Origin of the sequence: Escherichia sp. KTE96 (genome assembly GCF_000408525.1) — a bacterium.
Taxonomy (GTDB): domain Bacteria; phylum Pseudomonadota; class Gammaproteobacteria; order Enterobacterales; family Enterobacteriaceae; genus Escherichia; species Escherichia marmotae.
The window spans coordinates 45733-69402 of the sequence record NZ_KE137148.1 but is presented as its reverse complement, the minus strand read 5'-3'; the positions used below and the strand labels follow the sequence as shown (position 1 = coordinate 69402).

The 23670-nt window shown below is 52.7% G+C and carries 16 protein-coding genes; 7 read left to right on the top strand and 9 right to left on the bottom strand.

What is annotated here, in order from left to right; translation table 11 throughout:
* Positions 1-390: 390 nt before the first annotated feature.
* The 3 genes from ppc (at position 391) to A1WG_RS14605 (ending at position 6022) form a co-directional block, all read left to right on the top strand.
* Positions 391-3042, top strand: coding sequence for a phosphoenolpyruvate carboxylase (ppc, locus tag A1WG_RS14595; protein ID WP_001005558.1), 2652 nt, complete (start codon positions 391-393; stop codon positions 3040-3042).
* A 180-nt stretch (positions 3043-3222) separates the two neighbouring features.
* On the top strand, positions 3223-4956 hold the full coding sequence (locus A1WG_RS14600; protein WP_000556325.1) for a phosphoethanolamine transferase CptA: 1734 nt from the start codon (positions 3223-3225) through the stop codon (positions 4954-4956).
* 214 nt (positions 4957-5170) lie between these two features.
* Complete coding sequence (locus tag A1WG_RS14605) at positions 5171-6022, top strand: AraC family transcriptional regulator (protein ID WP_000274587.1); 852 nt, start codon at positions 5171-5173, stop codon at positions 6020-6022.
* Here the strand turns inward: A1WG_RS14605 and A1WG_RS14610 are convergent.
* From A1WG_RS14610 to A1WG_RS14630, 5 genes are read right to left on the bottom strand one after another with little or no spacing between them, the layout of a single operon-like run.
* Complete coding sequence (locus A1WG_RS14610) at positions 6009-6350, bottom strand: PTS fructose-like transporter subunit IIB (RefSeq protein ID WP_000323857.1); 342 nt, start codon at positions 6348-6350, stop codon at positions 6009-6011. The two genes, A1WG_RS14605 and A1WG_RS14610, sit on opposite strands and share 14 nt — an antisense overlap.
* 1 nt (position 6351) lies before the next feature.
* A complete protein-coding gene (locus A1WG_RS14615; RefSeq protein ID WP_000175534.1) occupies positions 6352-7230 on the bottom strand; it encodes a [formate-C-acetyltransferase]-activating enzyme in 879 nt (292 codons plus the stop codon).
* Entirely contained in the window at positions 7196-9493 is a 2298-nt protein-coding gene (locus A1WG_RS14620; protein ID WP_000184814.1) for a formate C-acetyltransferase, read from the bottom strand. The genes A1WG_RS14615 and A1WG_RS14620 overlap by 35 nt, the downstream gene beginning before the upstream one ends.
* Positions 9494-9543: 50 nt before the next feature.
* Entirely contained in the window at positions 9544-9864 is a 321-nt protein-coding gene (locus A1WG_RS14625; RefSeq protein WP_000161265.1) for a PTS fructose-like transporter subunit IIB, read from the bottom strand.
* Positions 9865-9878: 14 nt separating this feature from the next.
* On the bottom strand, positions 9879-10958 hold the full coding sequence (locus A1WG_RS14630; RefSeq protein ID WP_001004461.1) for a PTS fructose transporter subunit EIIC: 1080 nt from the start codon (positions 10956-10958) through the stop codon (positions 9879-9881).
* Positions 10959-11268: 310 nt separating this feature from the next.
* On the opposite strand from A1WG_RS14630, the gene ptsP reads away from it, so the two are divergent.
* The 4 genes from ptsP to A1WG_RS14650 all read left to right on the top strand — a co-directional run bounded on the left by ptsP (position 11269) and on the right by A1WG_RS14650 (position 16450).
* Positions 11269-13770, top strand: a complete 2502-nt coding sequence (gene ptsP, locus A1WG_RS14635; RefSeq protein WP_001185149.1) for a phosphoenolpyruvate--protein phosphotransferase — start codon at positions 11269-11271, stop codon at positions 13768-13770.
* Between the two features lie 11 nt (positions 13771-13781).
* Positions 13782-14444, top strand: coding sequence for a fructose-6-phosphate aldolase (gene fsa / locus A1WG_RS14640; protein WP_001517524.1), 663 nt, complete (start codon positions 13782-13784; stop codon positions 14442-14444).
* Between the two features lie 10 nt (positions 14445-14454).
* Positions 14455-15558 (top strand): bifunctional L-1,2-propanediol dehydrogenase/glycerol dehydrogenase, encoded by a 1104-nt coding sequence (gene gldA / locus A1WG_RS14645; RefSeq protein WP_000373979.1) that lies wholly within the window; start codon positions 14455-14457, stop codon positions 15556-15558.
* Positions 15559-15832: 274 nt separating this feature from the next.
* Positions 15833-16450 carry a DUF1287 domain-containing protein gene (locus A1WG_RS14650; protein WP_000647904.1) on the top strand — a complete coding sequence of 206 codons (618 nt, stop codon included), beginning with the start codon at positions 15833-15835 and terminating at the stop codon, positions 16448-16450.
* 26 nt (positions 16451-16476) lie between these two features.
* Here A1WG_RS14650 and yijE read toward each other — a convergent pair whose 3' ends face one another.
* From yijE to metL, 4 genes are all read right to left on the bottom strand, one after another.
* Positions 16477-17382: a cystine transporter YijE gene (gene yijE / locus A1WG_RS14655; RefSeq protein WP_001517523.1), complete on the bottom strand. Its 906-nt coding sequence runs from the start codon at positions 17380-17382 to the stop codon at positions 16477-16479.
* 93 nt (positions 17383-17475) lie between these two features.
* Positions 17476-19656, bottom strand: a complete 2181-nt coding sequence (gene katG / locus A1WG_RS14660; protein ID WP_000107702.1) for a catalase/peroxidase HPI — start codon at positions 19654-19656, stop codon at positions 17476-17478.
* A 340-nt stretch (positions 19657-19996) separates the two neighbouring features.
* Entirely contained in the window at positions 19997-20887 is an 891-nt protein-coding gene (metF, locus tag A1WG_RS14665; protein ID WP_000007531.1) for a methylenetetrahydrofolate reductase, read from the bottom strand.
* 350 nt (positions 20888-21237) lie between these two features.
* Complete coding sequence (gene metL / locus A1WG_RS14670; RefSeq protein ID WP_000110800.1) at positions 21238-23670, bottom strand: bifunctional aspartate kinase/homoserine dehydrogenase II; 2433 nt, start codon at positions 23668-23670, stop codon at positions 21238-21240.

The following is a 23670-nucleotide window of genomic DNA, read 5'->3' as shown; positions in this document are numbered from 1 at the left end:
CGCATCTTATCCGACCTACAGTGACTCAAATGATGCCCAACCGTAGGCCGGATAAGGCGCTCGCGCCGCATCCGGCACTGTTGCCAAACTCCAGCACCGCAGTAATGTCGGATGCGATGCTTGCGCATCTTATCCGACCTACGTATTTGGTGTTACGCGAGGCGAATTTTTAACATTCCCATAAGTTACGCTTATTTAAAACGTCGTGAATTTAATGGCGTAAATCCCTGCTATTTATTCGTTTGCTGAAGCGATTTCGCAGCATTTGACGTCACCGCGTTTACGTGGCTTTATAAAAGACGACGAAAAGCAAAGCCCGAGCATATTCGCGCCAATGCGACGTGAAGGATACAGGGCTATCAAACGATAAGATGGGGTGTCTGGGGTCATATGAACGAACAATATTCCGCGTTGCGCAGTAATGTCAGTATGCTCGGCAAAGTGCTGGGAGAAACCATCAAGGATGCGTTGGGAGAACACATTCTTGAACGCGTAGAAACTATCCGTAAGTTGTCCAAATCTTCACGCGCTGGCAATGATGCTAACCGCCAGGAGTTGCTCACCACCTTACAAAATTTGTCGAACGATGAGCTGCTACCCGTTGCGCGTGCGTTTAGCCAGTTCCTGAACCTGGCCAACACCGCCGAGCAATACCACAGCATTTCGCCAAAAGGTGAGGCTGCCAGCAATCCGGAAGTGATCGCCCGTACCCTGCGTAAACTAAAAAACCAGCCAGACCTTAGCGAAGAAACTATCAAAAAAGCGGTTGAATCGTTGTCGCTGGAACTGGTTCTTACCGCACACCCAACCGAAATCACCCGCCGCACACTGATCCACAAAATGGTGGAAGTGAACGCCTGCTTAAAACAGCTCGACAACAAAGATCTCGCTGACTACGAACATCACCAATTAATGCGCCGTCTGCGCCAGTTGATCGCTCAGTCGTGGCATACCGATGAAATCCGCAAACTACGCCCAAGCCCAATTGATGAAGCCAAATGGGGTTTTGCAGTAGTAGAAAACAGCCTGTGGCAGGGCGTGCCGAATTACCTGCGCGAACTGAATGAGCAACTGGAAGAAAACCTGGGCTACAAACTGCCGGTAGAATTTGTTCCGGTTCGTTTTACCTCGTGGATGGGCGGCGACCGCGATGGCAACCCAAACGTCACCGCCGACATCACCCGTCACGTACTTCTGCTCAGTCGCTGGAAAGCAACTGACCTGTTCCTGAAAGATATTCAGGTTCTGGTCTCCGAGTTGTCGATGGTTGAAGCAACACCTGAACTGCTGGCGCTGGTCGGTGAAGAAGGTGCTGCAGAGCCGTATCGCTATCTGATGAAAAACCTGCGTTCTCGCCTGATGGCGACCCAGGCGTGGCTGGAAGCGCGCCTGAAAGGTGAAGAACTGCCAAAACCGGAAGGCCTGCTGACACAGAACGAAGAATTATGGGAGCCGCTCTACGCTTGCTACCAGTCACTTCAGGCATGTGGCATGGGGATTATCGCCAACGGCGATCTGCTCGATACTCTGCGCCGCGTGAAATGTTTCGGCGTACCGCTGGTGCGTATTGATATCCGCCAGGAGAGTACTCGTCATACCGAAGCATTGGGTGAACTGACCCGCTACCTCGGCATCGGAGACTACGAAAGCTGGTCAGAGGCCGACAAACAGGCGTTCCTGATCCGCGAACTGAACTCTAAACGTCCGTTGCTGCCTCGCAACTGGCAACCAAGCGCCGAAACGCGCGAAGTGCTCGATACGTGTCAGGTGATTGCCGAAGCGCCGCAAGGCTCCATTGCCGCCTACGTGATCTCGATGGCGAAAACACCGTCTGACGTACTGGCTGTCCACCTGCTACTGAAAGAAGCGGGAATTGGATTCGCGATGCCGGTCGCACCGCTGTTTGAAACCCTCGATGACCTGAACAACGCCAACGATGTTATGACCCAACTGCTGAATATCGACTGGTATCGCGGTCTGATTCAGGGCAAACAGATGGTAATGATTGGCTATTCCGACTCAGCAAAAGATGCGGGCGTGATGGCGGCATCCTGGGCGCAGTATCAGGCACAGGATGCGTTAATCAAAACCTGCGAAAAGGCGGGTATTGAACTGACGCTGTTCCACGGTCGCGGCGGTTCCATTGGCCGCGGTGGCGCACCAGCACATGCAGCACTGCTTTCGCAACCGCCGGGAAGCCTGAAAGGCGGCCTGCGTGTGACCGAACAGGGCGAGATGATCCGCTTTAAATACGGTCTACCGGAAATCACCGTTAGCAGCCTGTCGCTGTACACCGGGGCGATTCTGGAAGCCAACCTGCTGCCACCGCCAGAGCCGAAAGAGAGCTGGCGTCGGATTATGGATGAACTGTCGGTCATCTCTTGCGATGTCTATCGTGGCTACGTGCGTGAAAACAAAGATTTTGTTCCTTACTTCCGTTCCGCTACGCCAGAACAGGAACTGGGCAAACTGCCGTTGGGTTCACGTCCGGCGAAACGTCGCCCAACCGGCGGCGTCGAATCACTGCGCGCCATTCCGTGGATCTTCGCCTGGACGCAAAACCGCCTGATGCTTCCCGCCTGGCTGGGTGCGGGTACAGCGCTGCAAAAAGTGGTCGAAGATGGCAAACAGAACGAACTGGAAACCATGTGCCGCGACTGGCCGTTCTTCTCAACACGTCTGGGAATGCTGGAGATGGTGTTCGCAAAAGCGGATCTGTGGCTGGCGGAATACTATGACCAACGCCTGGTCGACAAAGAACTGTGGCCGTTAGGTAAAGAGTTACGCAATCTGCAAGAAGAAGACATCAAAGTGGTGCTGGCGATTGCCAACGATTCCCATCTGATGGCGGATCTGCCGTGGATTGCCGAGTCTATTCAGCTACGGAATATATACACCGACCCGCTGAACGTGTTGCAGGCAGAGCTACTGCACCGCTCCCGCCAGGCGGAAAAAGAAGGTCATGAACCGGATCCCCGCGTAGAACAAGCGTTAATGGTCACTATTGCCGGGATTGCGGCAGGTATGCGTAATACCGGCTAATCTCTCCCTCTATCAACCCTCGTGCAATAGTGCGAGGGTTTTCTGAAATACTTCTGTTCTAACTCCCTCGTTTTCAATATATTTCTGTCTGCATTTTATTCAAATCCTGGATATCTCTTCAGATATCCTTAAGGTTTTACCCTTACATTCGGCGCTATTTTTTCGAGACAGGTTCTTACTATGCATTCCACAGAAGTCCAGGCTAAACCCCTTTTTAGCTGGAAAGCCCTGGGTTGGGCACTGCTCTACTTTTGGTTTTTCTCTACCCTACTACAGGTCATTATTTACGTCAGCGGCTACAGCGGTACTAACGGCATGCGCGACTCGCTGTTGTTTAGTTCGCTGTGGTTGATCCCGGTATTCCTCTTTCCGAAGCGGATTAAAATTATCGCCGCGATAATCGGCGTGATGCTGTGGGCGGCCTCTCTGGCGGCGCTGTGTTACTACGTCATATACGGTCAGGAGTTCTCGCAGAGCGTTCTGTTTGTGATGTTTGAAACCAACACCAACGAAGCCAGCGAGTATTTAAGCCAGTATTTCAGCCTGAAGATTGTGCTTATCGCGCTGGCCTATACAGCAGTGGCAGTTCTGCTATGGACACGCCTGCGCCCGGTCTATATTCCGAAGCCGTGGCGTTATGTTGTCTCTTTTGCCCTGCTTTATGGTTTGATTCTGCACCCGATCGCCATGAACACGTTTATCAAAAACAAACCGTTTGAGAAAACGTTGGATAATCTGGCATCGCGCATGGAACCCGCCGCGCCGTGGCAATTCCTGACAGGTTATTATCAGTATCGCCAGCAACTTAACTCACTGACGAAACTACTGAATGAAAATAACGCATTACCGCCGCTGGCTAATTTCAAAGACGAATCGGGCAACGAACCGCGCACCTTAGTACTGGTGATTGGCGAATCAACCCAGCGTGGACGCATGAGCTTGTACGGTTATCCGCGTGAAACCACGCCTGAACTGGATGCGCTGCATAAAACCGACCCAAACCTGACCGTGTTCAATAATGTGGTCACATCGCGTCCGTACACCATTGAAATCCTGCAACAGGCGCTGACTTTCGCCAACGAAAAGAATCCGGATCTGTACCTGACGCAGCCGTCGCTGATGAACATGATGAAACAGGCGGGTTATAAAACGTTCTGGATCACCAACCAGCAAACGATGACCGCCCGCAACACCATGCTGACGGTATTTTCGCGCCAGACCGATAAACAGTACTACATGAACCAGCAACGCACACAGAGTGCGCGTGAATACGACACCAACGTGCTGAAGCCGTTCCAGGAAGTGCTGAAGGACCCCGCGCCGAAGAAACTGATCATCGTTCATCTGCTGGGTACGCACATCAAATACAAATATCGTTACCCGGAAGATCAGGGCAAGTTTGATGGCAATACCGATCACGTGCCGCCGGGATTAAGCGCAGAAGAGTTGGAATCGTATAACGATTACGACAACGCCAACTTGTACAACGATCACGTAGTTGCCAGCCTGATTAAAGACTTTAAAGCTGCTGATCCGAATGGTTTCCTGGTTTACTTCTCTGACCACGGTGAAGAGGTTTATGACACACCACCGCATAAAACTCAGGGGCGTAATGAAGACAACCCGACGCGCCACATGTACACCATTCCGTTCCTGCTGTGGACGTCGGAAAAATGGCAGGCGACTCATCCGCGTGATTTCTCGCAGGATGTCGATCGTAAATACAGCCTGGCTGAACTGATCCACACCTGGTCGGATTTGGCGGGCTTATCTTACGACGGTTACGATCCAACCCGTTCGGTGGTGAACCCGCAATTCAAAGAAACCACCCGCTGGATTGGTAACCCGTATAAGAAAAATGCGCTGATCGATTACGACACTCTGCCGTATGGCGATCAGGTGGGTAATCAGTAATTATCTACCAGGTGCTATTTGCCGGATGCGACGCTTGACGCGTCTTATCCGGCCTACAGATCGCGGCGGTAGGCCGGATAAGGCGTTTACGCCGCATCCGGCAATACAACTGCCGCAATGTTTACATCTCACTCCCATCAGGCCACACTTTTCAGGTGGCCTTTTTTCATAATGCCAGTTACTGTTTTCCCGTCTACATACCTGAGGGAATAACATGTATCACGACGTCAACTATCTGCTCTCCCGCCTGATCAACGGCCCGCTGTTACTCCGCCAGGTTTACTTCGCGAGCAGCAACGGCCCGGCCCCCGATCTCGCGTATAAGGTCGATTTTCCACGGCTGGAAATTGTGCTGGAAGGCGAGTTTGTTGATACCGGTACAGGTGCAACGTTAGTTTCCGGCGATGTACTGTACGTTCCCGCTGGCGGGTGGAATTTCCCACAATGGGAAACACCCGCCACGACATTTAGCGTTCTGTTTGGCAAACAGCAACTCGGCTTCAGCGTCGTACAGTGGGATGGCAAACAATATCAAAATCTGGCGAAGCAACACGTCGCCCGACGTGGCCCACGAATTGGCTCGTTCCTGCTACAAACGCTCAATGAAATGCAAATGCAGCCGCAGGAGCAACAAACAGCCAGGCTTATTGTCACCAGTTTGCTTAGCCACTGCCGCGATTTGCTCGGCAGCCAAATTCAGACAGCCTCTCGCAGCCAGGCACTTTTCGAAGCCATTCGCGATTACATCGACGAACGTTATGCCACCGCGCTGACCCGCGAATCTGTCGCGCAGGCGTTCTACATTTCACCAAACTACCTATCGCACCTGTTTCAAAAAACGGGGGCTATTGGCTTTAACGAATACCTGAATCACACGCGACTGGAACATGCTAAGACGCTACTGAAAGGCTATGATCTGAAGGTAAAAGAAGTGGCTCACGCCTGCGGTTTTGTCGACAGCAACTACTTCTGCCGTCTGTTTCGTAAAAATACCGAACGCTCGCCGTCGGAATATCGTCGGCAGTACCACAGCCAACTGACAGAAAAACCAACTACTCCAGAATAAGGTGCGTTTGCTGCGGCGCAGAAAGCACCTTACGAACAGCACTCATCACCCGATGAGGTTCGCGTAGAAAAGCGTAGATACCGCATTGTACATAGCGACAATGTTCAAAACGCTCGGCACCAGAAAGCTCGATATCTGTAATCAACAACACAACATCCGCGCGACGGATATTCTCGTCCGATAAGCGGTTCTCCGTTCCCAGCGCCCCCTGAGTTTCAATGCTGACGCTCCACTTTTCCTGCTGACACAACTTTTCCAGCCGTTCTGCCGCCATATAGGTATGTGCCACACCGCTAACGCAGGCGGTAACTGCAACCAGATATGCCATCCTACCCCCCAACCGTAACCTGAAAACCAGCCTGTTCAGCCATTTCACGCATCAATGCCACATCGGCTGACGACGGTGCCGGTATATCTTTCATCGACCATTCGCGCCCCAACAGACGGTATTTCGGTTCACCGTACTGATGAAACGGCAACAGGTGGATCTGCCTGATATTCAAAGGAATCAACACATCCAGCGCCTGCTGCATATTCTCTCTGCTGAGCGTATAGCCGGGGATCAGCGGCAAACGGGGGATCACATTGATACCTTCACTCACCAGCAAACGCAGATTCTCCAGCACGCGCGGCAGATTCATTTTCACCACGTCCCGCGCTCTTGTCGGGTCCATAATTTTTAAATCGAACAACACTTCATCGCACAATTTCGCCAGCGGTAGCAACCTGCTTGCTGGCGCGTCTCCGGCAGTTTCGATGGCACATGACACGCCCCACAGCCGCAGTCGTTGCAAAAAACGGGTAGCAAACTCCGCTTGCACCAACACTTCACCGCCAGAAAGCGTGACACCACCGCCAGACGTGCGAAAGAAAATGTCATCCTTCATCACTTCCCGTTCCAGAGCGTCGAGGCTGATATCACGACCAATCCGCTCAAATGCGCCGGAAGGACATTCATCTGCATCACGTAAACATTTCGCGCAATGCAGACATTTCGCCTCTCTACGCACCGTCTGGATTTTGCCGGAGATCGACTCCGGATTAGCACACCACGGGCACAGATGTGGGCAGCCTTTAAAAAAGACCACCGTACGAATACCCTCACCGTCATTCAGCGAATAACGCTGAATGTTAAAAATACGCGCCACATCCTCGCGGCGCGTTTCCACAACGTTACAACTGATGCGCTGTACGGCGGATAATGTCATCCTGAATTTCCTTCGAGAGTTCGACAAAGAAGGCGCTGTATCCGGCAACGCGTACCACCAGCCCCGCATAGTCCTGCGGGCGCAATTGGGCTTCACGTAACGTGTCGGCATTCACTACGTTAAATTGAACGTGCTGCAACTTAAGCTGAGTAAATGCACGTAAGAAGTCAGCCAGTTTGCGTAATCCCGCTTCACCTTCCAGGGTAGCCGGAGTGAATTTCACATTCAGCAACGTACCGTTAGAAAGCAACGTGTTATCAAGTTTACTTACTGACTTCAGCACCGCCGTTGGCCCTTGTCCGTCCTGACCCAACATTGGTGACAAACCACCATCAGCCAGTTGTTCTCCGGCGAAGCGGCCGTCTGGCGTCGCGCCAACCACCGACCCCAACGGGACGTGAGCAGAAACGGTATACGACCCCGGCGTGAAGTAGCCGCCGCGCGGGTTCTGGTATTTTTCCACTTCTTTGCAGTAATGGCGCAGCAATTCGGCGCTAATGTTATCCACCTCGTCGATATCGTTGCCGTACTTCTCAAAGCGGTTAATTAAACGAGCACGGATTTTTTCGCCTTCTGGCGTTTCGAAGTTTGCTTTTAATACCGACAACAATTCGTCAAAACTTAAACGTTGTTGATCAAAAACCATCCCTTTCAACGCATGGAGTGAATCACTCAGGTTAGCGATACCAATCCCCTGCACGCCGGAAAAGTTATAACGCGCGCCGCCGTCGGTAATATCGCGGCCTTTTTCCAGACAATCGCTGATAAACGAAGAGAGCAGCGGCACTGGTGCCCAGTCACGATGGCCGATATCGCAAATATTGCTGCCTTCAACCATCAGAGTGATGTAGTGGCTGATCTTCGCGCGAATTTGTTCCAGCAAACCGTCATAACTCAATGCGGAATTACCTTCATTCTCATGCAGGCAGATTTCCATCACTTTCAGCAGGTTAAACATCGCGATATCGTGCAGACCGTAGGTTCTGCCCGGAATGGATAATTCCACGCAACCGACCACTGAATAGTCGCGCGCATCTTCCAGCGAAACACCACGGTTGAGGAACGCGGGCACCACCACTTCATCGTTGAAGATTTGCGGAATACCAGTACCAAGACGAATGGTTTCTGCGGTTTTCATCAGGAACGGCGTGTCAATCAAGGCGTTAGTGCGCACACCGAGATTTGGCTGCGGCAACTGTACGCTTTGATAGGCGTCGAGACAGAGAAACGAAAGCACATTCACCGCGCTACGTCCGTTTTCCGTTAAACCACCGAGCAGTGCGGTATAACCGGTCGGGAAACCTGCGAAATAGCGCGCGCTGCTGGTGGAACGTAACAGCACAATGTCATTACATTTCACCCACAGGGACTCGAGCAGTTCTTTCAGGAACGCCGGATCTTCACCCTGGGTCAGCGAGGCCTGATAGAACGGCAACATATACTGATCGAAGCGCCCTAACGACAGCGAACTGGCGTTAGATTCATATTGCAGAATGATGTTCATGTACCAGAACAACTGGCACGCCTGCCAGAACGTCTGCGGCTTATGTTCGGCGTTATGACGGGAGATCTCCGCAATAGTCAGCAATTCTTCCCGACGTTGGGCATTAACGCAGCTTGCTGCCATCGTTTCTGCCAGTTCGGCGTAACGCAAAATATGTTTCTGCGAGGCTTCCAGCAATAACAGCGCAGCCTGATAAAAGTGATTATCCGGCTGTTGCTGGCAATGTTGTTGCATCTGCGCCACCAGCTCACCCAGCCCGTGATTCAGCAGGCGTGGGTAATCAATAATGATGTGCCCCTGGCCTTTATCCGTCTGGTTGATGCTGAAAATCTGCGTACTGGTCGCCGCTTTAACTTCGTCCGTCATCTGCCCATTGATGAAATCTTTCATCGAGCGTTTTTCCCAGTACGGGAACAACTCTTCGCGATAGATACGTTTATCTTCTTCACTAATGGCGAAGCGATCCTGCGGGCGTGTCGGGAATTGATCCAGCTCTTTCAGCAACCAGTAAGGATCCATTTCCGGCGACATAATCCCGGCGCGCGGTTTTACGGTGCGGTTACCGGCAATCAGTTCTTCATCACGAATCGAAATTTCAACATGTTCAAGGATATACGCTGTCGCTTTCGCCCGGCGCAATATCACCGGTTCGCCTTCGGTTTGCCGATGGCTGGCGGTATAAAGCAGCGCCCGCTCCAACGAGATTTCACGGGTATTGGCAAACAGTGCAGTTTTAAGGCGAGAGATACGATTCGTCATGAGGAACTCCTGTGGGAAAGCGAACCCGCCCTTGCGGGCGGGATAAGAACTTAAGCGGTTTGCGCCAGGTGAGCTTCAATTTTGCTCATAATGGCGTCAGCGCGTTTTACTGCGTCGCTGATGTTGACACGCACGATGGTCTTGCCAGCAAAACGCTCTTCAAACTTGATGCCGATATCTTTGGTCAGAATCACCATATCGGCGCTCGCCACGTCTTCCGCAGTCAGTTCGTTTTCCAGACCAATCGACCCCTGGGTTTCTACTTTCACTTCCCAGCCTTTTGCTTTCGCGGCACTTTCCAGCGCCTCTGCCGCCATATAGGTATGGGCAACACCTGAAGGACATGCGGTTACTGCAATAATTTTCGTCATGGCTCGTTCCTCAATTAATTAATTTCAAAATCCAGATCCAGGTCGTCTTCCTTCTCATCAGTTGAAGACCCATTTTTACGCGCCAGACTTTTCAGCACGTTAACGCAGATAGCCGTTGCTACAGCCCCAACAGCCACTGCCGCGATGTAACCCAACTTGCCTTCAACTACCGGCAGCACAATCAGACCACCCCAGCCTGCATAGCACTGCGCACCAACCAATGCCGCGGTGACCGTGCCACAAACAGTGCCCACCATGATGGAAGGGATCACACGCAACGGATCGGCGGCGGCGAAAGGAATCGCCCCTTCAGTGACACCAACACAGCCCATCACCAACGCCGCTTTACCGGTTTCACGTTCTTCTGCGGAGAAGTTTTTGCGACCAATCAGCGTCGCCAGCCCCATCCCCAGCGGCGGAACACAGATCCCTACTGCCGCGATCGCCACCACGGTATAAACACCCTGGGCGACACAAATCAGCATGAATGCATACGCCACTTTGTTAACCGGACCGCCCATATCGAACGCCAGCATCAGCCCCATAATGACCGCCAGCATGATAATGCTGCCCTGCTGCATTCCCTGAAGCCACTGGGTCAGACTGTTAGTCAATGCGCCCACAGGCTCGCCCAGCCCCCACATCATGACGCCAGCGGTAATTAAGGTGCCGACGATCGGAATAATGAAGATTGGCATGACAGAACGCAGAACTTTATGCACCGGGATTTTCTTCAGGTAATGCACCACGATGCCGCCGATAATCCCGGCGATCAGCGCGCCAAAGAAGCCTGCACCAAAACTGTTACCGACCCAGGCACCAATAGCGCACGGAGCCAGCGCGGAACGTTCCGCAATGGAATAACCGATGTAAGCAGCAAGGAAAGGCACCATCAGCGTTAAGCCCGCGACGCCGATATCAAACAGTTTTTTCAGATTCGGATCGGCTACGGCATCTGGCACCGCACCTTTGCCGTACAGCATGACGGAAACCGCCAGCAAAATACCGCCCGATACTACGAAGGGAATCATGTGTGAAACGCCCGTCATTAAATGCTGACGAGTGTTTTTCAGTATCTGCACCAACTCATTCATAAGCTGCTCCTGGGCTTGCAAAAGCCCATGTCCATATTTTTTTGATGGGAGAAACAATAGGCAATCGCAAGCGGAGCAAACAGTGGATAAAAAGGCCATTTACTGGACTTTTGTAATGTCAGTACAAAAATGCGATCCGCCTCATAACTTGCGTTATCTCGGAATCATGCCGGAGTGGCGCGTCTTGTGAGACGCGTCGCAAATTGACGGTTACATTACATTTGTCCAGCTTTTGACAGATTTGTCACATGGCAGGCCGTTACCGTGCACTCTTATCCTGTAAACAGAAAACCTTACCGGGAGAGAGGCAATGGCCCTGATTGTGGAATTTATTTGTGAGCTACCTAATGGCGTACATGCACGTCCGGCAAGCCACGTTGAAACGCTGTGTAATACTTTTTCATCGCAAATTGAGTGGCATAACCTGCGTACCGATCGCAAGGGCAACGCCAAAAGCGCGCTGGCGCTGATTGGCACCGATACACTGGTGGGCGATAACTGCCAGTTACTGATTTCTGGAGCCGACGAACAAGAAGCACACCAGCGTTTAAGCCAATGGCTGCGCGATGAATTTCCCCACTGTGACGCGCCGCTGGAAGAAGTAAAATCTGACGAACTGGAGCCGCTGCCGGTTTCACTGACTAATCTGAATCCGCGCATTATCCGCGCCCGCACCGTGTGTAACGGTAGCGCAGGCGGCATCCTGACGCCGATTTCCTCTTTAGATCTCAATGCACTGGGTAATCTTCCTGCCGCTAAAGATGCTGACGCCGAACAATCTGCACTGGAAAACGGCCTGACACTGGTACTGAAAAACATTGAGTTTCGTCTGCTGGATAGCGACGGTGCCACCAGCGCAATACTGGAAGCCCACCGTTCGTTAGCGGGCGATACCTCTTTACGTCAACACTTACTGGCGGGTGTCAGCGAGGGATTAAGCTGTGCCGAAGCGATTGTTGCCAGTGCGAATCACTTTTGCGAAGAGTTCGCCCGTTCCAGTAGTAGCTACCTGCAAGAGCGTGCGCTGGATGTGCGCGACGTCTGCTTCCAGTTACTCCAGCAAATTTACGGCGAACAACGCTTCCCGGCACCGGGTAAATTGACGCAGCCAGCCATTTGTATGGCGGATGAACTAACCCCCAGTCAGTTCCTCGAACTGGATAAAAATCACCTCAAAGGTCTGCTACTGAAAAGCGGCGGCACCACCTCACACACGGTGATCCTTGCCCGTTCATTTAATATTCCGACGCTGGTCGGCGTGGATATCGAGACCCTTAGCCCGTGGCTGCAACAAACGATTTATATCGACGGCAACGCCGGGGCGATTGTGGTCGAACCGACAGAAGCGGTGGCGCGTTATTATCAACAGGAAGCGCGCGTACAGGACGCTCTGCGTGAGCAACAACGTGTCTGGCTGACCCAGCAAGCCCGCACCGCTGATGGTATCCGTATCGAAGTTGCTGCTAACATCGCTCACTCGGTAGAAGCACAGGCTGCGTTTGGCAATGGCGCAGAAGGCGTTGGTCTGTTCCGCACTGAAATGCTCTATATGGATCGCACCAGTGCACCGGGCGAAAGCGAGTTGTACAACATTTTTTGTCAGGCGCTGGAATCCGCCAACGGGCGCAGCATTATTGTGCGTACTATGGATATTGGCGGCGATAAACCCGTTGATTATCTGAATATTCCCGCAGAAGCCAACCCATTCCTTGGTTATCGCGCGGTGCGTATTTATGAAGAATACGCGTCACTGTTTACCACGCAATTACGGTCGATCCTGCGCGCCTCTGCTCACGGCAGCCTGAAAATCATGATCCCGATGATCTCCTCAATGGAAGAGATCTTATGGGTGAAAGAAAAGCTGGCGGAAGCCAAACAGCAACTGCGTAACGAACACATTCCGTTTGATGAAAAGATCCCACTCGGCATCATGCTGGAAGTACCGTCGGTCATGTTCATTATCGACCAGTGCTGCGAAGAGATTGATTTCTTTAGTATCGGCAGTAACGACCTGACGCAGTATCTGCTGGCGGTGGATCGTGATAACGCTAAAGTCACCCGTCACTACAACAGTCTGAATCCGGCATTCCTGCGGGCGCTTGATTACGCCGTTCAGGCAGTGCATCGCCAGGGTAAATGGATCGGCCTGTGCGGAGAACTGGGGGCAAAAGGTTCCGTACTGCCGCTGCTGATCGGTTTAGGGCTGGATGAACTTAGCATGAGCGCACCGTCAATTCCGGCGGCAAAAGCACGCATGGCGCAACTCGACAGCCGCGAATGTCGTCAGTTGCTTAACCAGGCGATGGCCTGCCGTACTTCACTGGAAGTGGAGCATCTGCTGGCGCAGTTCCGTATGACGCAACAGGATGCGCCGCTGGTTACCGCCGAGTGCATCACGCTGGAAAGCGACTGGCGCAGCAAAGAAGAAGTGCTCAAAGGCATGACCGATAACCTGCTGCTGGCAGGACGCTGTCGCTATCCGCGGAAACTGGAAGCCGATCTGTGGGCGCGTGAGGCCGTCTTCTCTACCGGACTGGGCTTTAGTTTCGCCATTCCACACAGCAAATCAGAACATATTGAGCAGTCGACCATCAGTGTGGCTCGTCTGCAAGCACCTGTGCGCTGGGGCGATGATGAAGCACAATTCATCATTATGTTAACCCTGAACAAACACGCTGCGGGCGATCAGCATATGCGCATTTTCTCGCGCCTCGCTCGCCGCATCATGCACGAAGAATTCCGTAACGCGCTGGTTAACGCCGCTTCCGCCGACGCTATCGCCAGCCTGCTGCAACATGAACTGGAACTGTAAAAGGAAACATCATGGAACTGTATCTGGACACCGCTAACGTCGCAGAAGTCGAACGTCTGGCACGCATATTCCCGATTGCCGGAGTGACGACTAACCCGAGCATTATTGCTGCCAGCAAGGAGTCCATCTGGGATGTACTGCCGCGTCTGCAAAAAGCGATTGGTGATGAGGGCATTCTGTTTGCTCAGACTATGAGCCGCGACGCACAGGGCATAGTAGAAGAAGCGAAACGTCTGCGCGACGTTATTCCGGGAATTGTGGTGAAAATTCCGGTAACATCCGAAGGTCTGGCAGCAATTAAATTGCTGAAAAAAGAAGGCATTACCACGCTGGGAACCGCAGTCTACAGCGCCGCACAAGGGCTATTAGCCGCACTGGCTGGCGCAAAATACGTGGCCCCCTATGTAAACCGCGTGGACGCTCAGGGCGGAGACGGCATTCGTACCGTACAGGAGCTGCAAGCGTTACTGGAAATGCACGCGCCAGAAAGCATGGTGCTGGCAGCCAGCTTTAAAACACCGCGTCAGGCGCTGGATTGTTTGCTGGCAGGATGTGAATCCATCACACTGCCCTTAGATGTAGCGCAACAAATGCTTAACACCCCTGCGGTAGAGTCAGCTATAGAGAAGTTCGAGCACGACTGGAATGCCGCATTTGGCAATACTCATCTCTAAAGGAGCAATTATGGACCGCATTATTCAATCACCAGGTAAATACATCCAGGGCGCTGATGTAATTAATCGCCTGGGCGAATACCTGAAACCGCTGGCAGAACGTTGGTTAGTTGTTGGCGATAAATTTGTATTAGGTTTTGCTCAGGCAACCGTCGAGCAAAGCTTTAAAGATGCCGGGCTGGTTGTTGAAATCGCACCCTTTGGCGGTGAATGTTCGCAAAATGAAATCGATCGTCTACGTGGCATCGCAGAAACCGCACAGTGTGGTGCAATTCTCGGTATTGGCGGCGGTAAAACCCTTGATACCGCCAAAGCACTGGCACATTTCATGGGTGTTCCGGTAGCAATCGCTCCGACTATCGCCTCTACCGACGCACCGTGCAGCGCGCTGTCTGTTATCTACACCGATGATGGTGAGTTTGACCGCTATCTGCTGCTGCCGAACAACCCGGAACGCGTCATTGTGGATACCAAAATTGTTGCTGGCGCACCTGCACGTCTGTTAGCGGCGGGTATTGGCGATGCGTTGGCAACCTGGTTTGAAGCACGTGCCTGTTCCCGCAGCGGCGCAACCACGATGGCGGGCGGTAAATGTACTCAGGCAGCACTGGCTCTGGCTGAACTGTGCTACAACACCCTGCTGGAAGAAGGCGAAAAAGCGATGCTTGCCGCTGAACAGCATGTGGTGACTCCGGCGCTGGAACGTGTGATTGAAGCTAACACCTATTTGAGCGGCGTGGGCTTTGAAAGCGGCGGCCTGGCGGCGGCGCACGCGGTGCACAATGGCCTGACGGCCATTCCGGATGCGCATCACTATTATCACGGTGAAAAAGTGGCATTCGGTACGCTGACGCAACTGGTTCTGGAAAACGCACCAGTTGAGGAAATCGAAACCGTAGCTGCGCTGTGCCATGCTGTCGGCCTGCCAATTACCCTGGCACAACTGGATATTAAAGAAGATATCCCGGCGAAAATGCGGATTGTCGCAGAAGCATCTTGTGCAGAAGGTGAAACTATTCACAACATGCCTGGCGGCGCCACGCCAGATCAGGTTTACGCCGCACTGCTGGTAGCCGACCAGTATGGTCAGCGTTTCCTGCAAGAGTGGGAATAACCTACGCCAAACTCCCGGCTTGTCCGGGAGTTTGAACGCAAAATAGCCTGATGCGCTACGCTTATCAGGTCTACGTAATCTCTGCAATATATTGAATTTGCGTGATTTTGTAGGCTGAATAAGGCGTTTACGCCGCATCCGGCACTCTGTGCCAGTAAACTAAAACTCCCACGTTGTTCGGGAGTTTTTTATCCGCTTCTGGACATTTTCTCCACAGAACAATCGTTAGCCCGGAAGGTCGAATCTGTGACTCTTATTTTCACGGACGAAACAGATGAAAGCTTCACTGGCGTTGGTCAGCCTTCTAACGGCATTTACCAGCCACTCCTTAAAATCTCCCGCCGTTCCACCAACCGTGGTACAAATCCAGGCCAACACCAACCTTGCCATCGCAGACGGTGCCAGACAGCAAATTAGCAGCACGCTATTTTACGATCCGGCGTATGTGCAGCTTACCTATCCTGGCGGTGATGTCCCGCAGGAACGCGGCGTATGTTCTGATGTAGTGATCCGCGCATTACGCAGCCAGCAGGTAGATTTGCAGAAGCTGGTTCATGAAGATATGGCGAAGAATTTTGCCGAGTACCCGCAAAAATGGAAGTTAAAGCGCCCGGACAGCAACATCGATCACCGTCGGGTGCCTAATCTGGAAACCTGGTTTATCCGCCACGATAAAACACGCCCCACCAGCAAGAACCCCAGTGACTATCAAGCGGGCGATATTGTCTCCTGGCGATTAGATAACGGGCTGGCACATATTGGGGTGGTTTCAGATGGCTTCGCCCGCAACGGTACGCCACTGGTGATACATAACATTGGTGCAGGCGCGCAGGAAGAAGATGTGTTGTTTAGCTGGCAGATTGTCGGGCACTACCGCTATTTTGCTAAATAAGCGATAGCGCCCAGGGAAGACGCTCTTCAGATTTTTTTTACGCTGACGGCTTCTTTTTTCTTACGGCTTACCAGCACCAGTGCCAGCACAATCAGCACAATACCGCTGCCTTCAACCGCGCCGGGGTTTTCACCAAGCAGCCACCAGGAAAAGAGTACGCCGCAAACAGGAACCGCCAGCGTGCTTAAGCTGGCAATACTGGCAGGTAAGTTTTTCAGTACAAATAGCCACAAACTCCAGGCCAGTGCCGTCGCCAGAATCGCACTGTAGGCCAGCGCCCAGAACACCGTGGGCTGCCAGTCAATTTCACGTTGCGGCACCAGCCAGGCGACCACACTCATCACCAGCGCCGCATAAAGCATCTGCCAGGATGTTAACGACAATAAATCCACGCGCGGATAGCGGGCATAAAGGCGTTTCGCAACAATCGCACTCGCCCCCCAACTGATGCCGGAGAGGATTGCCAGGATGGCGCTTTTCATCGAGGAGAAATCGAGTTGCCACGGCTGTAACACCAGCAATAATCCAACGGCGGCAATCAGAATAGCGAAATATTGCCCGCGTCGCAGGCGTTCACCAAGAAACAACGCCGCGAGAATCACCACCCAGAACGGCATGGTATAGCTCAGGATTGCCACCTTCCCTGCTCCGCCGCTCACCAACGCCCATTGCGCCAGTCCCACCATCCCGCAGGTTTGTAACAGGGCAATAGCTAAAGTGTATTTAAACGGCGTCGGACGCATACCGCGACCACGTAATAAAAGGACGATGAATAAAACGAGAGCGCCAAAAATGCAGCGTAAAGCAGTAAAGTCGAAGGCACCGATGTAGCTGGTGACTTGCTTCATGAAAATCCAGCTATAACTCCAGATAAGTGTGAGCACAACCAGGCCACTGATTGCCAGTGGGTTGCTCTTTCCTGCGGCAGACATGAGAGATCCAGTGTGTAGTTTTCCTGTGGACACTATACGCTGGTAAAGAAACTTCAGCGACCGCCTGAAAGGCAGTCGCTGAAGGAGTTCAGATTACAGCAGGTCGAAACGGTCGAGGTTCATCACTTTCACCCATGCCGCCACGAAGTCTTTAACAAACTTCTCGTGGGCGTCGCTGCTGGCGTAAACTTCTGCCAGCGCACGCAGGACGGAGTTAGAACCAAATACCAGGTCCGCACGGCTGGCAGTGTATTTCACTTCACCCGTTTCACGGTCACGGCCTTCGAACAGCTCTTTCGATTCGTCGGTCGCTTTCCACTCGTAACGCATATCCAGCAAGTTCACAAAGAAGTCATTGCTCAATACGCCCACGCGGTCAGTAAAGACGCCGTTTTTGCTGCCATCGAAGTTGGCACCCAGTACGCGCATCCCGCCGACCAACACCGTCATTTCCGGTGCAGTCAGGGTCAATTGCTGTGCTTTATCGATCAACAGAGATTCAGTTGTAGCCTCACCCGCCGCAGCACGATAGTTACGGAAACCGTCGGCAACAGGTTTGAGCAGCTCAAACATCTCAATGTCAGTCTGATCCTGGCGCGCGTCTACACGGCCCGGTGTAAACGGAACATTAACGCTGATACCCGCCGCACTCGCCGCTTTTTCAACACCAACGACACCGGCAAGAACAATAATGTCGGCAAGCGACGCTGTATGGGAGGATTTGTAGATCCCTTCCAGCACCGGCAATGCACGTGCTGCTGCGGCATTAACTTCCCAGTCGCGCTGTGGAGCCAATGCCAGACGCGCACCATTCGCGCCGCCACGTTTATCCCCACCGCGGAAGGTGGAGGCGGAAGCCCAGGCAACAGAAACCAGCTCGCTCACGGAGAGGCCAGATTCAGCAATCGCCGCCTTAAGATTAAGGATATCTTCCTCGCTCGGGTTGAAGAACGCATGTGGCAGCGGATCTTGCCAGATCAGATCTTCTTTCGGCACTTCCGGTCCGATGTAGCGAGATTTCGGCCCCATATCCCTGTGCGTCAGTTTGAACCATGCACGGGCAAAGGCTTCGTTGAACGCTTGTGGATCATCGAGGAAGCGACGTGAAATCTTCTCAAACTCTGGATCAAAACGCAGAGTCAGGTCAGTGACCAACATCGTCGGCTTACGTTTCTTCGACGGATCGAACGGATCCGGGATAATTTCCGGAGCATCGACTGCTTCAAACTGGATGGCACCTGCCGGACTACGAGTCTGTACCCACTCATATTTGAACAGGTTTTCGAAGAAATAGTTGCTCCACTGAGTCGGCGTTTGCGTCCAGACCACTTCCAGGCCTGAAGTAATGGCATCGGCACCGACACCGGAACCAAAATCACTTTTCCAGCCTAAGCCCTGGTTTTCGATCGGTGCGGCTTCCGGATCAGGACCTACGTGCGTTGCCGGGCCTGCACCGTGAGTTTTACCTAACGTATGACCACCTGCGATCAGCGCAACGGTTTCTTCGTCGTTCATTCCCATATTGCCAAATGTCGCGCGAATAGCTGCAGCCGCGGAAAGCGGTTCACCGCTGGCATTTGGTCCTTCCGGGTTAACGTAAATCAGCCCCATTTCGGTTGCTGCTAATGGCCGTTTTGCCAGCTCTTCCGGATTACGGTGGGCAAGCCAGGTTTTTTCATCACCCCAGTTTACGTCGAGATCCGGTTCCCAGACGTCTTCACGACCGGCACCAAAACCGAAAGTACGGAAGCCAGAATTTTCCAGCGCCACGTTACCCGCAAGGATAAACAGGTCGGCCCAGGAGATTTTCTGACCATATTTTTGTTTGATTGGCCACAACAGACGACGCGCTTTATCCAGGCTGACGTTATCCGGCCAGGAGTTGAGCGGTGCAAAACGTTGCTGACCACGCCCCGCGCCACCGCGACCATCGATTGAACGGTAAGTCCCCGCGCCGTGCCAGGCCATACGAATAAACAGACCCGCGTAGCTGCCCCAGTCTGCTGGCCACCACGGTTGGGACTCTGTCAGCAGCTCTTTCAGATCTTTTTTCAGGCCGTAGTAATCTAGCTTGCTAAATTCTTTGCGGTAGTCGAAGTCCTCACCCAGTGGGTTAGAACGGTTAGAATGTTGGTTTAACAGGTCAACACGGAGTTGTTTTGGCCACCAGTCATGAGTGGTTGTTCCCGCACCGGCGCTCTGGTCATGACCGCCATGATGGAACGGACATTTTCCGCTAGCTGTTGTGTTATGGATATCGTCAGACGTGCTCATCAATATGCTCCCTCTACAGTGTTACCCTTAAGATACACAGCGTTAGAGAGAAGTTATAATTGAATTAATCCACGGATGCGATAGTTGGGATCTTACATATCATTAGTTAAAGAGATGTAGATCAAAATGATCTTAAATAAGCCTTTTTGATTATGTCCGATTACGGATAAATACTTTATATAAAGAGGCTTTATCGCTGTTTTCTCCCTGTTCCTTTAAGGAATAAAGGAGAAAAAGCGAGTCAATAGTTTTGCTGGTCTGCCCCCTCGCTTCGAGGAGGCATTTTGTGCTTTGTTTTAATTTTGTGATCACTGTGTGATTTTCACCGAAACAAAAACACTTATAAACCCGGTCTAACACCCAGCGTATGGCAAATCGCGTAACTCATTTCAGCGCGGTTCAGAGTATAGAAGTGGAAATCTTTTACCCCTTCACGGCTTAAAATTTTCACCATATCCATCGCGATATTTGCACCCACCAGTTTACGGGTTTCGGCGTCGTCATCCAGGCCGTCAAACATTTGTGCCATCCACGCCGGAATGCGCACGTTAGTCATGTCGGCAAATTTCTTCGCCTGTTTAAAGTTAGAGACCGGCAAAATGCCCGGAATAATTTCCACATCAATCCCCGCAGAGACACAACGGTCGCGAAAGCGCAGGTAGCTTTCGACATCAAAGAAGAATTGAGTGATAGCGCGGTTGGCTCCAGCATCCACTTTGCGTCTCAGGTTGAGTAAATCCGCCTGGGCGCTTTTCGCTTCCGGGTGAACTTCCGGATACGCCGCTACTGAAATATCGAAATCCGCGACTTCTTTTAACAGCTCCACCAGGTCAGAAGCATACATTTCCGGCTTACCGCTTCCCGACGGCAGGTCACCACGCAGCGCCACGATATGGCGAATACCGTTATTCCAGTAGTCACGGGCGATGGTGCGCAGCTCGTCGGGAGTCGCATCAATGCAGGTAAGATGCGGTGCAGCTTCCAGACCAGTACGCTCTTTAATACCTTTAATAATACTGTGCGTGCGGTCGCGCTCGCCGGAGTTCGCACCATAGGTCACCGAAACAAATTTTGGTTTCAGGCTGCTAAGACGATCGATGGAGTTCCACAGGGTCTGCTCCATTTCACTGGTACGCGGCGGGAAAAACTCGAACGAAACGTTAATCTGCCCCTGGACTTCTGCCAGACTCTGATTCAGGGCATCCCGCTGGCTGGCGTGAAAAAAGCTCATACCTTACCTCATCAATCGCTTGTAGTTATATGTTGTGTTGTGAACATCTATCCGTTTAGACGTCCAGATGTAAAGATGAAGGAAAAGCGGAGGAGCGTCAACCGAAAAATGACCAATGATGGTGAGGAAAAATCAGGAAAGATGAGAAAAATTCAGGATGGTAAGGAAAAGAAAATCCGGAATGCAAGGCAGACCGGATTACAAATGCAGGCTGACAACGTACTTATTGCTTCTTGCCGGATGTAGCGCAAACGCTTCATCCGGCCTATAACCAAATGATAAATCAATATATTTAGTTAGAAACCATAGACACGAAAACATGTGTACCAGGCATTATTAGATTCCTGAAATTACAACAACTGCGCCAGGCGGTTAATATCTGACTGAATCGCCCCGGCGGTGACGTCGCGCCCTGCGCCTGGCCCACGGATCACCAGCGGGTTATCGCGATACCAGCGGCTTTCGATGGCAAAGACGTTATCGCACGGCAGCAGTGATGCCAGCGGATGGTCTTCACGCACCGCTTCCACACCAACACGCGCTTTGCCATTGGCATCGAAACGCGCCACGTAACGCAGCACCAGCCCCATTTCGCGGGCGGCTTCCAGTCGTTGCACCATCTGCTCATTCAGTTCATCGCCGTTTTCAAAGAAGTGGTCGATGCTGCCGCCTTCACAATGTGCTGGCACCAGCGACTCCACGCGCACCTGGTCCGGTTCAATGTTGTAACCCGCTTCACGCGCCAGAATCACCAGTTTGCGCATCACGTCTTTACCGGAAAGGTCATCACGCGGGTCAGGCTCGGTTAAGCCCTGTTGCCACGCCTGATCCACCAGTTCGGTAAACGGCACGCTGCCGTCGAATTGCAGGAACAGCCAGGAGAGCGTGCCGGAGAAGATCCCGCTGATCGACAAAATAGTGTCGCCGCTGTCGATCAGATCGCGCACAGTGTGGTTGATCGGCAAGCCCGCGCCGACGGTGGCGTTATACAACCAGTGACGTCCGGTCTTTTCGAAAGCGTCGTGGATCTGGCGATATTTGTTGCTGTCGCTGGCTCCCGCCAGTTTGTTGGCGCTGATAACGTGGAAACCGTGACTGGCGAAATCGAGATACTGGTCAGCAAGCTGCTGACTGGCGGTAACGTCCAGCACCACTAAATCATCATACGGATGGGCGCGCATCCACAGGAACAGCGACTCTTCATCCTGCTCGACGGCTTCATCATTGAAGAAGGCTAACGCGCGGCTGGCGTCCAGGCCATCATAGCTCAACAGGCTGCGGCGGCTGTCCACCACGCCTGCCAGCACAAACTCAAATCCGGTACGCGCCGAGAGCGTACTTTGCTCACGAGAGAACAGTTCCAGCCAACGCGAACCGATATTGCCCTTACCGAACAGGACCAGGCCGATGCGTTTTTCCGCGCGGAAGACGGACTGATGCAGTCCCTGAATAAGGCTTTCGGTCGGGCCGGTGCGTAGTACTGCCACCAGACTGATACCGTCATCCGACTGCCAGGTAAATTCGACCGGCTGACCTTTCAGTTGCTGCCAGAAACGGTGGCAATGCAGTGGGTTACGGGTGACACCTGCGCCTACCATCGCTACCAACGCCAGCCCCTGACGCAGACGCAGTTCGCCTGGCAATCCTGCTTCATCGAGAATTTTCAGGGCGCTATCAGCCACTTCGGAGGTATAGCAAAATTGCAGCAACTGGCGATCGTTATGCACGCCAACTGCCAGCGGACGCACCTGAGCACGTTTCAAAATCTGGTCGATTTCTTTATGTGCCAGTTTGAAATCCTGGCGGGTTGGCACCTGAAACTCAATCAAACAGACATCGTCGTGGCTGGTGACAATTCGCGCACCAGTGCCGGAAGCCAGTACACGTTCAATACGCGTAGAACCTTGATCCGGCGTATAGCTACAGCGCAGTTGCAGGTCGATTTCGCTACCAGAAACGGGCTGTAAGGTACGGGCGTGGAGAACAGGGGCTGCCAGACGCGCCAGTTCGCTGGCTTCATCAAGACGCAGCAATGGCAGCAGACAGGCATCTTTCACTTTGCGCGGGTCGGCGCTGTATACCCCGGCGACATCGCTCCAGATAGTTACGCGGGAAACACCCGCCAGCGCACCGATTTGGGTGGCGGAATAGTCGGAACCGTTACGCCCCAGCAGTACCGTTTCACCGGCGTTGTTACGGCTGATAAACCCGGTCACAACCAGACGTTTGCCCGGATGCTGCACCAGCAATTGTTGCAGCAACGGATAAGACAGGCCTTCATCAACCTGCGGTTGTGCGGCGCGTTCAGCGCGTAAAAATTCACGGGCATCGAGCCAGGCCGCAGGCAGTCCTTGTTGGTTAAGCACCGCGGACATCAAACGCGCCGACCATACTTCACCGTGGCCTACCACTTCCGCATATACTGCGTCGGTGATACCGCTGTCGAGCTGCGCCGCCAGACGTTCCAGATCGCTGACAAAGGCGCTGATGAGGCTATCGGCTTCTTCGGCGGGTAACAGGCCGCTAATCAGATCGCACTGATAACGACGTAGCGTTTGTTGAACCTGATGCGCAGAGAGACGATCGGTCTGGCTTAGTTTCAACCAGTTAATCAACTGGTTAGTGGTGCTACCCGCGGCGGAAACCACCATCATATCGTCGGGCTGAGAGTACTCCGCCATAATGCCCGCAACACGCAAATAACACTTCACATCAGCCAGACTACTGCCACCAAATTTATGCAGTTGACGACCTTTCGCCCCTGCCTGCGCAATCACACTCAT